Source organism: Sphingomonas sp., from assembly GCF_003248515.1.
GTDB lineage: Bacteria > Pseudomonadota > Alphaproteobacteria > Sphingomonadales > Sphingomonadaceae > Sphingomonas_I.
In genome coordinates, this window is record NZ_QFOB01000004.1 from 132248 (window position 1) to 146843 (window position 14596).

Genomic DNA, 14596 nt, shown 5'->3' on the forward strand with positions numbered 1-14596 from the left:
TCCCTGACGCTCACCCGCCTTGTCCGAGCACTCGGACTTGACGCCCCACCGCTTTCGCCCGACCAGACATGTTCCACTTGAACGGAACATGCATGGCCCGGCGCCTGACCCTCTACATCCTCCTTGCGATGCTCCTCGGCATCCTGACCGGATTCGTCCTGAACCAGACCGTATCCGATCCGGCGGACCTCGCAACGATAACGACCGGATTTTCTATCCTCACGGATATTTTTCTGCGTCTGATCAAGATGATCATCGCGCCGCTGATCTTCGGCACGCTCGTTGCCGGCATCGCGCATATGGGGGATTCATCGGCGCTGGGAAGAATTGGGGCGCGGTCGGTCGGCTGGTTCGTCCTGGCCAGTCTCGTCTCGCTTTCGCTGGGCCTGATCTTCGTCAATCTCTTCCAGCCGGGCGTGGGCCTCGGCCTGCCCCTGCCGCCGGTGAACGAGGCCAGCGGCATCGCCAAACCGGAATTCTCGCTCCACGATTTCTTCGTCCATCTCGTGCCGACGTCGATCATCGATGCGATGGCCAAGAATGACGTGTTGCCGATCGTGATCTTCTCGGTCTTCTTCGGCATCGGCCTTACCGCCGTCGGAGACAAGGGCAAGCCGATCGTGCGCGGGCTGGAATCGCTCGTCCACGTCATGCTGCAGGTGACGGATTATGTGATGAAGGCCGCGCCCTTCGCGGTATTCGGCGCGGTCGCCAATGCCGTCGCGCATCAGGGGATCGCGATCCTCGTCACCTACGGCTGGTTCATGGGCGGCTTCTTCCTGTCGCTGCTGGTGCTGTGGAGCTTCCTCTACGCCGTCAGCTATGCGCTGATCGGAAAGCAGACCGGCACGCTGATCCGCTACGTGCGCGAACCCTTCATGATCGCTTTCTCCACGGCATCCTCGGAAGCGGCCTTCCCCCGCCTGCTGGAAGCGCTGGACAAGTTCGGCGTGCCCAAGCGCATCGCCAGCTTCGTGCTGCCGCTGGGCTATTCGTTCAATCTCGATGGCTCGATGATGTATTGCAGCTTCGCAACGATGTTCATCGCGCAGGCCTATGGCATCCATATCGGCGTCGGGCAGCAGATCATCATGATGATGCTGCTGATGGTCACGTCGAAGGGCATTGCCAGCGTTCCGCGCGCCAGCCTCGTCGTGATTGCCTCCACCCTGTCTTTCTTCGACATTCCCGAAGCGGGCCTGCTGCTGATCCTCGCCGTCGATCATTTCCTCGACATGGGGCGCACGGCCACCAACGTGCTGGGCAATGCGGTGGCCACCGTGCTCGTCACGAAATGGGAAGGCGCGTTCGAGGTGATCGAGAGCGACGAGATGGAGCCGCTCCCCACGCCATCCCACACGCCCCATGGCGGCAAGGCCGGCCTGGATCTCGATCCCAACCGCTGATGCGCCGCCTTCTTCTGCCGCCGCTCGCGTCGCTGATTATCGGCGCGACGGCTGCCCCGCCCCCTCCGCCGAAAATGCCGGCCGCAAAGCCGGTGGCGAAGCCGCAGCCGACCACCAGCCGGCCCAAGCCCGTGCCGATGCCGACGGGCGTGCCGGTAGCCCAGCAATTCGCCCGGATCGATGGCCTGTTCGCGCGCTGGAACCGCCCGACCACGCCCGGCTGCGCGCTGGAGGTGATGGAAGCGGGCATGCCGGTCACGATCCGCGGCTATGGCTCCACCGATCTCGAGCATGTCCAGCCGATCCACGGCGATACGCAGTTCGAGGCTGGATCCGTCTCCAAGCAGTTCACGGCCGCCGCGATCCTGCTGCTGGCCGAAGAGGGCAAGCTCAGCCTGGACGACGATGTCCGCAAATATGTGCCGGAGCTTCCCGCGCGGGACGAGCCGATCCTGATCCGCCATCTGCTGAATCACACAAGCGGCCTGCGCGACTGGGGATCCGTGGCGGAACTGGCCGGCTGGCCGCGCGGCACCGCCGCCTATACGATGGACGATGCGCTGGCGATCATCGCCCGACAGAAGCAGCTCAATTTCGCGCCCGGCTCCGAATATAGCTATTCCAACAGCGGCTATACGCTGGCGGCGCTGATCGTCTCGCGCGTCTCCGGCATGAGCTTTCCGCGTTATACGGCCGAAAGGATCTTCAAGCCGCTCGGCATGGGGCGCACCGGCTGGCGTGACGATTTTCGCCGCGTGATCCCGGGTCGCGCCGTCGCCTATTCGGCGCGCGGCGTGCTCTACGAACAGGATATGCCGTTCGAAAGCGCCTATGGGAATGGCGGGCTGATTACCACGGTAGGCGATCTTTCGCGCTGGTCCGAAGCGCTGATGTCGGGGCGGATCGGTCGCAACGTGGCGGCGGACCTGCAGGTGCGGGGCATATTGAATGATGGCGTGCCGATCCAATATGCGCGCGGCGTCTTCATCACGCGCTTCGCCGGCCTGCCCGAAATCTCCCATTCCGGCTCCACCGCCGGATATCGTGCGTGGCTGGCCCTCTATCCGACGCGCAAGATATCCGTCGCGCTCCTGTGCAGCACCAGCGATGCCAACGCGCCCGATCTGGGCCGCGCCGTCGCCTCGATCGTGCTGGGGCCAACGCCCGCCCCGCCCAGGCCCGCCGATGTGGGCGTGCCCACCACGGCCGGGCAGGTCGCGGGCCTCTATCTGAACGCGCACGATCAGCCGCTCACGATCGTGGACGACAAGGGCAGGCTGCGCATCGCCGGCGGCGGTGCGCTCTTTCCGCTCTCCACCGATCGCTTCCGCATGGGCGACGACAGCGAGCTCACGCTTTCCGCGCCGGGCGAGTTCAGCATCACCACGCCGGATGGCAGGACACGCTTCCGCCGCATCCCGCCGATCACGGGCATGGCGATCGCCGATTATGCGGGCCGCTATACGAGCGAGGAGGTGGGCGCTACCTATCGCGTGATCGCGGGTGAAGGCGAGCTGCGGCTCCGCCTGGAGAATCGCCCGCAGATCGAGCTTCGCGCGCGGCCCGTCGGCGCGGACCTGTTCGAGGCGCGGGGCGCAATGGTGCGCTTCCGCCGCAATCCGGCGGGCAAGATCGAGGGGCTCGCCTTGTCCATTTCCCGCGCTTTCGATGTGCGCTTCGCCCGGATCGACTGATGGCCGAGCCGCAACGCATCGCCAAACTGCTCGCCCGCGCGGGCGTCGCCAGCCGCCGGGAGATCGAGCGGATGATCGAGGCGCGCCGCATCGCGATCGATGGCGTGGCGATCGAAACGCCCGCCACGATCGTCCGCTCGCTCGCGGGCGTCATGGTGGATGGCAGGCCCGTGGCCGAGCCGGATCATGCGCGCCTGTTCCTCTATCACAAGCCCGTGGGCGTGCTGACCGCCGCGAACGATCCGATGGGGCGCAAGACCATCTATGATCGCATGCCGGAAGGGCTGCCGCGCGTGGTGCCGGTCGGGCGGCTCGATCTCAATACCGAGGGGTTGCTGCTGCTCACCACCGATGGCGGCCTCAAGCGTCAGCTGGAATTGCCCTCCACCGGCGTGGAACGCACCTATCGCGCGCGCTGCTATGGCGCGATCACGCAGGCGCAGCTGGAAAGCCTGAGCGAAGGTATCGAGATAGACGGCATCCGCTACGGATCGATCGACGCCAATATGGAGCGCCGCACCGGCGCCAACCAATGGATCGAACTGCGCCTGCGCGAGGGCAAGAATCGCGAGGTGCGGCGCGTGCTGGAATATCTGGGACTGGAGGTGAACCGGCTGATCCGCGTCTCCTACGGCCCGTTCGTGCTGGCGGATCTGCCGAGCGCAGGCGTGGTGGAGGTGCTTCAGCACGATCTGGTCGCCTTTCTCAAGGATCTGAAAAATGATCCGCGGATGCGGCAGACGACGGACGGCCCGGCCCCCCGCACCGCGCCGGTGGGCGATGGGGCGACAGTCCGCGCCGAAGCTCCCCGCCCCGCGCGATCGGCCGGCCCGACGCGGGTAAACGCCGGGCCACGCCCGGTCCGCGTGGCGCCGGGCGCTCCATCGGCGGACAGACGCCAAACCGCTGCCCGTGCCGATGCACGGCCCCCGCGCACCGCATCGGCGCGACCGGACGAGCGTACGGTTCCACGCCGCAGCGGCGCCAATCCGCACAAGGCAAAGGCTCTTCCCTCCACTCCCCCGCGCGAGACGGACATACCCGCCGGACACGGGGAAGCCCCGCGCCCGGCGAAGACCGTCAAGGGCAAGGGCTGGGCGAAAGCATCGAAGTCCATCAAGCGCGTCGGCATCGGTGCCGGTCGCCCGAAGCGCGCCGACCGGCCGATGACGGACGCGCGTGAGGATTATCAGGCGGATCCCGCCACCCGCGCGCCGCGCCCGGCGCCTCCTGCCGGCCGGCGCGGACGCGGTCAGCCGGCGGGTGACGGCCCTCCCTCGCCGCAGCCGCCACGCGCGCCCCGGCCAGGAAAGCGCCCATGAGGATCATCGCGGGACAATGGCGCGGGCGGGCGCTGGTTGCGCCGCAGGGCGATGCAACGCGGCCGACGGCCGACCGTACGCGCGAGGGGCTCTTCTCGATGCTGCAAAGCCGGATCGGCAGCTTCGAGGGGCTGACCGTGGCCGATATCTTCGCAGGCACCGGCGCGCTCGGCCTGGAGGCGCTTTCGCGCGGGGCCGCGAAGGCCACGTTCGTGGAAATGGACAAGAAGGCGCTGACGGCGCTCCGGGCCAACATCGCCAAGATGGAGGCGACGGCAGACGTGGTGCCGGCCAGCGTGGCCGCGCTGGGCCCGGCGCGGACGGCACACGACATTCTCTTCTTCGATCCGCCTTACGGCACCGGTGGCGCCGGCGCGCTGATCGAGCGACTGACCAGGCTCGGCTGGGCCGGCGAGGCCGCCTGGGCCAGCATCGAGACAGCAGTGGGCGAGGATGTATCGGCCGGGGGCTGGACGGTGGATGCCGTCCGCCGCCACGGCAAGGCGCAGCTTACGCTCTTGCGGCGCGCGTCGTCAGAGCCAGAAGGCTGATCGCGGTCAACCCCGTCACATAATAGCCGACATAGGTGAGGCCGCCATGCGCGGCGAGCGATTGCGCCGCCAGCGGCGTGAGCCCGCCGCCCAGCACGCCCGCCACGTTGAAGGTGATGCTCGCGCCGGTATAGCGCACGCGGGTGGGAAACATGTGCGGCAGCCAGCCACCGAGCGGGCCATAGACGAAGCCCATGATGAAGAGCAGCGCGCTCAGATAGACGAACACGCCGAGCAGCGTGCCCCCGCCCAGCAGCGGCGCGGTCAGGAAGCCCAGCCCCATCGCGGCGACGCAGCCACCCGCCAGCACGCGGCGCTCATCCCAGTGGCGATCGGCCGCATAGGCGGCAAGCACGATGCCGATCGCCATGAACAGGATCGCGCCGAGCTGGATGCTCAGGAAAGTCTGCATCGAATAACCAAGCGTCTTCACGCCATAACCGAGCGCGAACGCCGTCCCGATATAATAAGCGACGAAGCAGGCGACGGCGCCGAGCGTGCCGATCACGACCCGGCTGCCATGGCTGGCGAACAATTCCATCAGCGGCACGGAAGGCGGCGGCCCTTCTTCCAGCACGCGCGCGAAGGCGGGCGTTTCGTGCAGCCGCAGGCGGATCCACATGCCGACGCCGACCAGCGCGGCGCTGATCGCGAACGGGATGCGCCAGCCCCAGGCAAGGAATTGCGCCGGCGTGAGCAGGATACCGAGGATCAGGAACAGCCCGTTCGCCGCGACGAAACCGACCGGCGCTCCCAGTTGCGGGAACATGCCGTAACGCGCGCGATAGCCGGGCGGGGCATTTTCCACCGCGAGCAGGGCTGCTCCGCCCCATTCCCCGCCAAGGCCGAAGCCCTGGCCGAAACGCAGGATGCACAGGATGAGCGCGGCGGGCCAGCCAATGCTGCCATAAGTGGGGAGGAAGGCGACCAGCGTGGTGGACAGGCCCATCGTAAGCAGCGAGGCGACCAGCGTGGACTTCCGCCCGATCCGATCGCCGAAATGGCCGAAGAAGATCGATCCCAGCGGCCGCGCTACGAAGGCCACGGCGATCGTGGCGAAGGACAGAAGCTGCGATGCGGCTGGATCGGAGCTTGGAAAGAAGAGCTGGCCGAAGACGAGCGCTGCCGCCGTCGTATAGACGTAGAAATCGTAGAATTCGATCCCCGTACCCACCAGGCTTGCCGCCAGGATCCGGCGCGTGGAGGCCGCGCTCTGTGTCGTCATCGTTATTCGCCCGCCATTTTCCCTCCGCGCTCTTGGCCGGGCGCAAGGCGGTAAGCAAGCGGCGGGTTGAACCGAAAATCCGATAGAGTGCGAATGAGATCTGTAACCCACCTCATATGCTGCACGAAACGGAGCATCACGACGGCTCTCGCCACGAAGCGCCGCCATCCCTTCGCGCGGGCCGTGAGCCGGCACGGACGAGGCCTTTTCTCCTGATTTCCGGGCCGATCAAATCCCGTGGCCGGACGGCAAGCGCCGCCTTACGCCGACCCACCCATGGTTTCCGCCCTCGCGGCCGAGAGAAAAACGCCCCGTCCGATCCGGCCTTGCGGCCCGACAAGGCCCTTACTGATCGTCGTCGGGCTCGGGTCCGCTCATCATCGTATCGGCGACATCGGCGGCATTGCCCCGGATCGCCCGCTCCAGCCTGGCGGTCACCTCGGGATTTTCGCGCAGATAGGTCTTCGCATTCTCCCGGCCCTGGCCGATGCGGATACTGTCATAGCTGAACCAGGCGCCCGATTTCTCGACGAGCCCGGCCTTCACGCCAAGATCGAGGATCTCGCCCACCTTGCTGACGCCCTCGCCATACATGATGTCGAACTCGACCTGCTTGAACGGCGGCGCGACCTTGTTCTTCACGACCTTCACGCGCGTCGTATTGCCGACGATATCGTCGCGGTCCTTGATCTGGCCGGTGCGGCGGATGTCGAGCCGCACGGACGCGTAGAATTTCAGGGCGTTGCCACCCGTCGTCGTCTCCGGATTGCCATACATCACGCCGATCTTCATGCGGATCTGGTTGATGAAGATCACGAGAGTGCGGCTGCGCGAGATGGAGCCCGTGATCTTGCGCAAAGCCTGGCTCATCAGGCGGGCCTGCAGGCCGACATGGCTGTCGCCCATCTCGCCCTCGATCTCCGCCCTCGGCACAAGCGCCGCGACCGAATCGACCACCAGCACGTCGATCGCATTGGAGCGGATCAGCGTATCGGTGATCTCCAGCGCCTGCTCGCCCGTGTCGGGCTGCGACACGATCAGTTCGTCCACATCCACGCCCAGCTTCTTGGCATAGACCGGATCCAGCGCATGTTCGGCATCCACGAAGGCCGCCGTGCCGCCCGCCTTCTGCGCTTCGGCAATCGCGTGGAGCGCAAGCGTCGTCTTGCCCGACGATTCAGGGCCGTAGATTTCCACGATGCGCCCGCGCGGCAGACCACCGATGCCCAGCGCGATATCCAGCCCGAGCGAACCCGTGGAGATCGCCTCGATCTCGATCTTCTCGCGGCTGCCCAGCTTCATCGCCGAGCCCTTGCCGAAAGCCCGGTCTATCTGCGCCAGCGCCGCATCCAGCGCCTTCTGCCGTTCGTTCGCACTCGCCATGTTGCCGTCAATCACCTTCAGGGAAGCCGCCATGTCGATGCCCTTTCGCTCTGCCTGTGTCCACCGCTCGTTCTGCGCGTGAGCACGATGTACACAGAATGTTCCATGAGAACAAGGGGCGAACGAAAGGCGCCAGATCGCCGCGACGCCGCCTTCAGGCGCTGGTGAATTCCTCCAGCGCGACGCGAACGCCATCCAGCGTGAATGGCTTGGAGAGAAGGCGCGCCTGCGCATGCCGGGCGGGTGGCGCCTCGACGAAGCCCCCGGTCGCGATCAGGAAGGGCTTGCCCGCCGCCACCAGCGCATCCGCCACGGGCCAGCAGACGCCATCGCGCAGATGCACGTCGAGGATGGCGACGTCGAACGCGACGTCCGCAATCTGCGGCAGCGCGCCGGCGATGCTATCGGCCGTCCCCGCGATTTCATGCCCCAGCAGATCAACGAAATCCTCGATCATCATCGAGATCAACGGCTCGTCTTCGATTACGAACACGGAAAGACTGTCAGCCATCACGACTTTCTATAGGTTTGTTGCGGCGCGGTGCAAATCGCTTTCCGATCCGCATCGGAACAGGATCAGCCGTCCGCCAGCGTATCGCGCGCAGCCTGGCCGAGTTGCTGGACGGAGAAAGGCTTCGACAGGAAGCTCACTCGATCGATCGCGATCGATTTGCGCAGCTGCTCCTCGGCATAACCGGACATGAAGAGCACCTTCAGATCGGGATAGCTTTCGCGCGCATGGCGCACGAGTGTCGGCCCGTCCATCGCCGGCATCACCACGTCGGAAATCAACAGATCGATCGAGACGTCGTCGCGCTCCAGCACCTCCAGCGCTTCCTCGCCATTGCCGGCGACGAGCACCTTATAGCCCTGCCGCGTCAGCGCGCGCTCGGCCACCGCGCGCACCATCGCCTCATCCTCCACCAGCAGGATCGTGCCCGTGCCCCACAATTCGCCACCCGTATCCACGCGCACCGGCGCCTGCTCGACCGGCGCGGGCGCCTGGGTGACGGGCAGATAGATGACGAAGCTGGTGCCATGCCCCATTTCCGAATTGGCGAAGATGAAGCCGTCCGTCTGCTTGACGATGCCGTAGACTGTGGAAAGGCCCAGCCCGGTGCCCTTGCCCACTTCCTTGGTGGTGAAGAAGGGTTCGAAGATCTTGCTGAGATTTTCCTGCGGAATGCCCACGCCCGTATCCGAAACCTTGAGCGCGACATATTCGGCGATCGGCATGATATCGCTGCGCATCCTGCGGACCTCAGAGGCGGAGACCGCATAGGTCTGCAGGGTCAGCCTGCCGCCATCGGGCATGGCATCGCGCGCATTCACGCAGAGATTGACGATCACCTGCTCCAGCTGGCCCGGATCGGCGCGAATCATTCCCAGATTGCGGCCATGCTTCACCTCCAGCTTGATCGTCTCGCCGATCAGGCGACGGATGAGCTGTGAGATTTCGGAGATGACCTCCGGCAGCTGCAGCACCTGCGGGCGCAGCGTCTGCTGGCGCGAGAAAGCGAGCAATTGCCGGGTCAGCGCGGCCGCGCGATTGCTGTTGTGCTTGATCTGCTGGATATCGTCATAATCGATGTCGCCGGGCGTGTGGCGCATCGCCATCAGATCGCAATGGCCGATGATGGCGGTCAATATATTATTGAAATCGTGGGCAACACCGCCGGCAAGCTGGCCCACGGCCTGCATCTTCGTGGCCTGCGCGATCTGGCGCTTGAGCGTCGATTGCTCGCTATCGTCCTTCAGGCTCAACAGCACCGCCGCATCGCCCAGTCCCTTGGCATTGGCGATGGTGAGCGCCACCGGCTCCTCCGACCGGCTCTTGAGCCGCACGGCAAGGTCGCCCGGTAGGGCGCGCCCGCCCGCGAAGCGGCGCACGGCATCGGAAACGGTGCCCTTGTCTTCCTCGACGACAAGATCGCTGGGATAGACGATCTGATCGCTCTGGCTGATGCCCGCCGCGCGCGCGAAGGCCTCGTTCAGGAAGAGGAAGCGCCCGTCCCGCTCCACGAGCGCAAGGCCCAGCGGCAGCATGGCGAGCAGGCCGTGGAGATGGTGGGTCGCGGCGCCCCGCGCGGCGGCCGCGGTGATCGCGTCGGGATCCTCGTCCAGGATCAGGAAAGCGGTCGGCCCCTCCTCATCGCCCCGATCCGGCGTGAGCGGGATGGGGATGATGCGCAGCGACGGCGCTTCGTCGCCGTCGCGCGCCAGCCGGATCGATCCGTCCGCGTCCGTGCGCAGCAGATCGATCAGCGGCATGCCGTCCACCAGGCCTCCTTCGTCGCCCAGCGCGCGCCGATGGAATACCTCGTTGGCGGCCAGCAGGATGCCGCTGCCGTCGACGACGACCATCATCACGCCCGCTTCGCCCAGCCTCTGCCCGCCATGGCCCATCGCCAGCGCGCGCGTGCGATCCAGCGGCGTCTCCGCCTTCACGACGCGGAAGCGCCAGACGATATGATCCTCCTGCTGGCCGCAGCGCCGCAGCAAAGCGGAGAAGCGCCGCTGACCGAGCACGAGTTCCGCCACGCGGGCCTCGCCATCGCGCCAGGCCGCACGGCACGCCTTGGTCAGCAATTCGGGGCCGGGCGCCTCGAAAGGCAGTTCGCGCGGCATCATCAGGTGACCGGCAAGGCCTTCGTAGAGCGGGCTGGCGCATACCATCTTGCCGGCGCGGTTGGTGATCGCCACGGCATCCAGCGCATCGATGAAGGCGGCCCGCATCAGGCCCCAGTCGGTAGGGTGGGAAGCGGATCGCCCGGCTCCCGCCACATCCAGCCGCCAGAGCAAGAAGGCCAGGGCGAAGCCCGCTGCCAGCGCTCCGGCATAGAGCAGGAACTGCATCCCGCCGAGATATTCCCAGCCGAACAGCAGCGACACGGCCAGCCCGATCACAAGCGCGGCCACGATCGCGATGCCGGGGCGGGAAAGGCGCGGCGCGCGGGGCGCGATCGGGCTCAGCGATGCCATGACCCGATCGACGTCCTTTCTCAGCCCCGTTCGCGCATCAGGCGCTGCTGGTCCCGCTTCCAGTCCCGCGCCTTCACCGTCTCGCGCTTGTCGTGCAATTTCTTGCCCTTGGCGAGGGCCAGTTCCACCTTGGCCCGGCCGCGACCGTTGAAATAGACCGACATGGGGATCAGGGTCATCCCCTCGCGGCCGATCGATTTCTCCATCTTCTCGATCTGGCGCGCGCGCAGCAGCAATTTGCGCGGCCGCTTGGGCTCATGATTGAAGCGATTGCCGAAATTATATTCGGGGATGTTGGCGTTGATCAGATTGACCTCGCCATTCTTGATCTCGGCATAGGCTTCCGCGATCGTCCCCTCGCCGAAGCGCAGCGACTTCACCTCGGTTCCGGTCAGCGCGATGCCGGCCTCGAAAAATTCCTCGAGGAAATATTCGAAGCGCGCGCGCCGATTTTCGGCGACGACCTTCGTCTTTTCGAATTCAGGAGGATGGGGGCGGGCCATGAGGGCTCAGATCAGCCCCGCATGAGCAAGCGCGGCGTCCACCGCCTTGCGGCTTGCCTCGCCCGGCCATGTCATCGGCAGGCGCAGCTCCTCGGGAAAGCCCGGACGCACCTTCGTCAGTGCATATTTGGTGGGTCCGGGCGAAGCATCGCTGAACAGCGCGGCGTGGAGCGGGAAGAGACGATCCTGCAACAGCAGCGCATCGTCCCACCGGCCCTCCGCGCAGGCGGACTGGAAATCGGCGCACAGGCGCGGCGCAACATTGGCCGTCACCGAAATGCAGCCCTTGCCGCCCATCGCCATGAAGCCCAGCGCCATGTCGTCATTACCGGAAAGCTGGCAGAAATCTGCCCCGCAGGCGAGGCGCTGGGCCGTCACCCGTTCGGCCTTCCCGCTCGCATCCTTCACACCCACGATCGTCGGAAGCGTGGCGAGCCTGGCCATCGTCTCGACTGAAATATCGGTCACGGTGCGCCCGGGCACGTTATAGATGATGATCGGCAGATCGTTATGCGCGGCCAGATAGCGGAAATGCGCCTCGATCCCGTCCTGATTGGGCCGGTTATAATAAGGCAGCACCACCAGCGCCGCATCGGCACCGGCCGCCTTGGCCCGATCCATGTGCGAAGCCGCGACCGTCGTCTGGTTCGATCCGCAGCCCGCGATCACGGGCACCCGGCCCGCCGCCTGCTCCACGCAGATCGCCACGACTCGATCATGCTCCTCGATCGACATGGTCGCGCTTTCCCCCGTCGTGCCGCAGGGCACGAGCGCGGAAGAGCCGTTTTCGATCTGCCAATCGACGAATGAACGAAACGCGGCCTCATCGATCCGCCCTTCGCGGATCGGCGTGACAAGCGCAGGAATCGACCCGCTGAACATCTGGCTCCCTTCACCTCGCTGATCGGCTGGCCCATATGGGGGCAATGGAGCCGAACCGCGACCACCGCTCTCCCGAGCACGATCACTCGCCGCCAGATAGGGATGTCCGGGGCACCCTGTCCAGCGTGGCGGGCCGCTATCTCGTCCCGTGGGCGCTGCTGGCCTCCGTCGCGACCGCCGCGACGGCGCTGACGATGCAACAGCCGGTGGTGGCGCCCGAAGGGCTCGGCACGCCCCCGCCCAGGCCCGTTTCGGTCATCCCGCCGCTGCCGGCCGAGAATGATCCCCTGTGGCCGGCGATCAACAGCTGGAACACTCTGCGCCAGAGCGATCGCCTGCCCTTCGGCGATTATGCGGCCTTCCTGCTCGCGCATCGCGGCTGGCCGGGTGAAGCGGGCCTGCGCCGCGCGGCGGAACGGGCGATACAGCCCGACGCGACCGATCCGGCGATGGTCGTCTCCTTCCTCACCGCCTTCCCGCCGCAAACAGGCGCGGGCAAGGCCCGTCTCGCCGAGGCGCTCGCCGCAACCGGCCGCGCGGCCGAGGCGCAGACCGCCGCCACCGCTGCCTGGGTGAGTGGCGCGCTCTCGCCCGATGACGAGGCGCGGCTGAGCGCGAAATTCGGTGCGGGCTTCACGCCCGCCGATCAGGACCGACGGATGGAGCGCCTGCTGTGGAGCGGCGCCACATCCAGCGCGCAGCGCCAGCTCGCGCTGGTGAGCCCGGCACGCCAGCCGCTTTATGGCGCACGCCTGGCCTTCCAGACGCGCGCGGCGAATGCGGATACGGCGGTCTCGGGCGCCGATCGCGATCCCGGCTATGCGATCGATCGCGCCAACTGGCTGCGCAACACCGCCCAGAGCCCGACGATGCGCGCCTGGCTCGCGCGCCGCGCAAACTGGGACGGCACGCCCTTCGATGCGGAAGTCTATCTGAAGACCCTGCTCACCGCCGCCCAGGGCGCCGCGACCGACAATCAGTCGACGCTCGCCTATGACATAGCGGGCAACGCCGATGCCGCCTTCGCCACCGGCACGCTCATTCGCGATCGGCCGCTTTCGGAACGCGATCCCTATACCAGCCTGGTCTGGCTGGGCGGGCAGATCGCGCTCAAGAAGCTCTCTCGCCCGCGTGACGCCGAGGCGATGTTCATGCGCTACGCCGCCGCCTCGCAGACCCCCGGCAGCCAGGCAAAGGGCGAATATTGGGCGGGCCGCGCCGCCGATGCCGCTGGCGACAAGCCGGGCGCGCAGGCCCATTATGCCAATGCCGCGCGCAACGTGGATCAGTTTTACGGCCAGCTTGCCACGGAACGCCTCGGTCGGCCCATCGCCGTTCCCGCCGATCCGGCGCCGCTGACGGTGGCCGCCACGGCCCGCACCGCCTTCCGCCAGAGCGAGCTGGTCCGCGCCGCGCGCCTGCTGGGCCAGCAGCGCCGCTGGCAGGATCAGACCCAGTTCGTGCGTGCCATCGCCCAGAATGCGAAGACCGATCAGGATCATGTGCTGGCGGGCGAATTGGCGCGCGAGATCAGCCGGCCGGATCTGGGCGTGATCGTCAGCCGGGCCGCGCGCGCCTCCGGTTCGCGCGATCCGATCCGCATCGGCTTCCCGACCATCGCCGTGCCGCCGACGATGGAGAGCCACTGGACGATGATCCACGCCATCTCCCGTCAGGAGAGCCAGTTCGACCGTGAGGCGCTGAGCGGCGCCAATGCCAAGGGCCTGATGCAGCTGATGAATCCCACGGCGAAGGAGCAGGCCGGGAAGCTCGGCATGCCCTGGGATCCGGGCCGGCTGACCGAGGATCCCGCTTATAATGTGATGCTGGGATCCAGCTTCTTCGATCGCATGCTGACCTATTATCACGGCAGCTATGTGCTCGCCGTGGCGAGCTACAATGCCGGCCCCGGCAACGTGAACAAGTTCGTCCGCGCCAATGGCGATCCGCGCCTGCCCGGCGTCGACGTGATCGACTGGATCGAGGCGATCCCGCTCACCGAAACGCGCGGCTATGTGCAGAAGGTGCTGGAGAATGCGGTCGTCTACGATCTGTTCAATCCCGAACGCGCCCGCACGCCCGAAAAGGATCGGCTGAGCTATTATCTCGGCAAGAAGAGCGCAGGCTAGGAATGGCCGACGAAGTGCCGATCACGCCCGCCGGCATGGCGACGCTCAAGGCGCGCTATCACCTGCTCTTCTCGGATGAGCGCCCCAAGCTGGTGGAGGTTATTTCCTGGGCCGCGGGCAATGGCGACCGATCGGAGAATGGCGACTATATTTATGGCCGGAAGAAGCTGCGCGAGATTGATCGCGAGCTGTCGCATCTCGCGCGGCGCATGAAGGCGGTGCGCGTGATCGATCCCGCCCAGCAGGAAGATCGCGGCCGTGCCTGGTTCGGTGCCACCGTCACGATAGCCGACGAAGACGATAATGAGCGCGTGCTGACGCTGGTGGGGGAGGATGAGGCCGATGCCTCCATCGGCCGCATCAGCTGGCGCTCGCCGCTCGCCCGCGCGCTGCGCGGCGCCGCCATCGGGGATCTGCGCACCGTCCAGCTTCCCGCCGGGGCGAAGGAATATGAGGTGATGGCGATCGCCTATCCGCGCTGAACGCGGGCGGGTTCGGCCCGTGCCGCGGGCGGTCGAG

The 14596-nt window shown here is 66.6% G+C and carries 12 protein-coding genes; 6 read left to right on the plus strand and 6 right to left on the minus strand.

The features are described 5' to 3' along the window. Positions 1-92: 92 nt before the first annotated feature. Genes DI605_RS08095 through rsmD form a run of 4 tightly spaced genes read left to right on the plus strand, consistent with a single transcriptional unit; the run spans position 93 to position 4973 of the window. Positions 93-1406 carry a dicarboxylate/amino acid:cation symporter gene (locus DI605_RS08095; protein WP_293971730.1) on the plus strand — a complete coding sequence of 438 codons (1314 nt, stop codon included), beginning with the start codon at positions 93-95 and terminating at the stop codon, positions 1404-1406. Continuing rightward, positions 1406-3100 carry a serine hydrolase gene (locus DI605_RS08100; RefSeq protein WP_293971733.1) on the plus strand — a complete coding sequence of 565 codons (1695 nt, stop codon included), beginning with the start codon at positions 1406-1408 and terminating at the stop codon, positions 3098-3100. Before DI605_RS08095 ends, DI605_RS08100 begins: the two co-directional genes overlap by 1 nt. Continuing rightward, positions 3100-4422 carry a pseudouridine synthase gene (locus DI605_RS08105; RefSeq protein WP_293971736.1) on the plus strand — a complete coding sequence of 441 codons (1323 nt, stop codon included), beginning with the start codon at positions 3100-3102 and terminating at the stop codon, positions 4420-4422. Before DI605_RS08100 ends, DI605_RS08105 begins: the two co-directional genes overlap by 1 nt. Beyond that, positions 4419-4973 carry a 16S rRNA (guanine(966)-N(2))-methyltransferase RsmD gene (rsmD, locus tag DI605_RS08110; protein WP_293971739.1) on the plus strand — a complete coding sequence of 185 codons (555 nt, stop codon included), beginning with the start codon at positions 4419-4421 and terminating at the stop codon, positions 4971-4973. The genes DI605_RS08105 and rsmD overlap by 4 nt, the downstream gene beginning before the upstream one ends. On the opposite strand, the gene DI605_RS08115 is transcribed toward rsmD, so the two are convergent. The 6 genes from DI605_RS08115 to dapA all read right to left on the minus strand — a co-directional run bounded on the left by DI605_RS08115 (position 4933) and on the right by dapA (position 11948). Beyond that, positions 4933-6198, minus strand: a complete 1266-nt coding sequence (locus tag DI605_RS08115) for an MFS transporter (RefSeq protein WP_293971742.1) — start codon at positions 6196-6198, stop codon at positions 4933-4935. The genes rsmD and DI605_RS08115 overlap by 41 nt on opposite strands. A gap of 345 nt (positions 6199-6543) precedes the next feature. Next, the gene (gene recA, locus DI605_RS08120; RefSeq protein WP_293971745.1) at positions 6544-7614 is read right to left on the minus strand and encodes a recombinase RecA; all 1071 of its coding nucleotides are present in this window, start codon (positions 7612-7614) and stop codon (positions 6544-6546) included. A 121-nt stretch (positions 7615-7735) separates the two neighbouring features. Further along, positions 7736-8092 (minus strand): response regulator, encoded by a 357-nt coding sequence (locus DI605_RS08125; protein WP_293971748.1) that lies wholly within the window; start codon positions 8090-8092, stop codon positions 7736-7738. A gap of 65 nt (positions 8093-8157) precedes the next feature. Beyond that, entirely contained in the window at positions 8158-10563 is a 2406-nt protein-coding gene (locus DI605_RS08130; protein ID WP_293971751.1) for a PAS domain-containing sensor histidine kinase, read from the minus strand. A gap of 20 nt (positions 10564-10583) precedes the next feature. Next, positions 10584-11066, minus strand: a complete 483-nt coding sequence (gene smpB, locus DI605_RS08135) for an SsrA-binding protein SmpB (RefSeq protein WP_293971754.1) — start codon at positions 11064-11066, stop codon at positions 10584-10586. A gap of 6 nt (positions 11067-11072) precedes the next feature. Further along, a complete protein-coding gene (gene dapA, locus DI605_RS08140; RefSeq protein WP_293971757.1) occupies positions 11073-11948 on the minus strand; it encodes a 4-hydroxy-tetrahydrodipicolinate synthase in 876 nt (291 codons plus the stop codon). A 125-nt stretch (positions 11949-12073) separates the two neighbouring features. Here dapA and DI605_RS08145 point away from each other — a divergent pair, with 125 nt between their 5' ends. Together DI605_RS08145 and DI605_RS08150 are read left to right on the plus strand one after the other, a co-directional pair. Beyond that, positions 12074-14077 (plus strand): lytic transglycosylase domain-containing protein, encoded by a 2004-nt coding sequence (locus DI605_RS08145; RefSeq protein WP_367120032.1) that lies wholly within the window; start codon positions 12074-12076, stop codon positions 14075-14077. Between the two features lie 2 nt (positions 14078-14079). Then, a complete protein-coding gene (locus tag DI605_RS08150) occupies positions 14080-14559 on the plus strand; it encodes a GreA/GreB family elongation factor (protein ID WP_293971760.1) in 480 nt (159 codons plus the stop codon). The last annotated feature ends 37 nt before the right edge of the window (positions 14560-14596 follow it).

Bases quoted from the DNA above. Each gene is read 5' to 3' on its own strand.
- recA (WP_293971745.1), bottom strand. From the start codon at position 7,614: ATGGCGGCTTCCCTGAAGGTGATTGACGGCAACATGGCGAGTGCGAAC.
- DI605_RS08125 (WP_293971748.1), bottom strand. From the start codon at position 8,092: ATGGCTGACAGTCTTTCCGTGTTCGTAATCGAAGACGAGCCGTTGATC.
- DI605_RS08150 (WP_293971760.1), top strand. From the start codon at position 14,080: ATGGCCGACGAAGTGCCGATCACGCCCGCCGGCATGGCGACGCTCAAG.
- DI605_RS08100 (WP_293971733.1), top strand. From the start codon at position 1,406: ATGCGCCGCCTTCTTCTGCCGCCGCTCGCGTCGCTGATTATCGGCGCG.
- DI605_RS08105 (WP_293971736.1), top strand. From the start codon at position 3,100: ATGGCCGAGCCGCAACGCATCGCCAAACTGCTCGCCCGCGCGGGCGTC.
- DI605_RS08095 (WP_293971730.1), top strand. From the start codon at position 93: ATGGCCCGGCGCCTGACCCTCTACATCCTCCTTGCGATGCTCCTCGGC.
- DI605_RS08115 (WP_293971742.1), bottom strand. From the start codon at position 6,198: ATGACGACACAGAGCGCGGCCTCCACGCGCCGGATCCTGGCGGCAAGC.
- DI605_RS08130 (WP_293971751.1), bottom strand. From the start codon at position 10,563: ATGGCATCGCTGAGCCCGATCGCGCCCCGCGCGCCGCGCCTTTCCCGC.
- rsmD (WP_293971739.1), top strand. From the start codon at position 4,419: ATGAGGATCATCGCGGGACAATGGCGCGGGCGGGCGCTGGTTGCGCCG.
- dapA (WP_293971757.1), bottom strand. From the start codon at position 11,948: ATGTTCAGCGGGTCGATTCCTGCGCTTGTCACGCCGATCCGCGAAGGG.
- smpB (WP_293971754.1), bottom strand. From the start codon at position 11,066: ATGGCCCGCCCCCATCCTCCTGAATTCGAAAAGACGAAGGTCGTCGCC.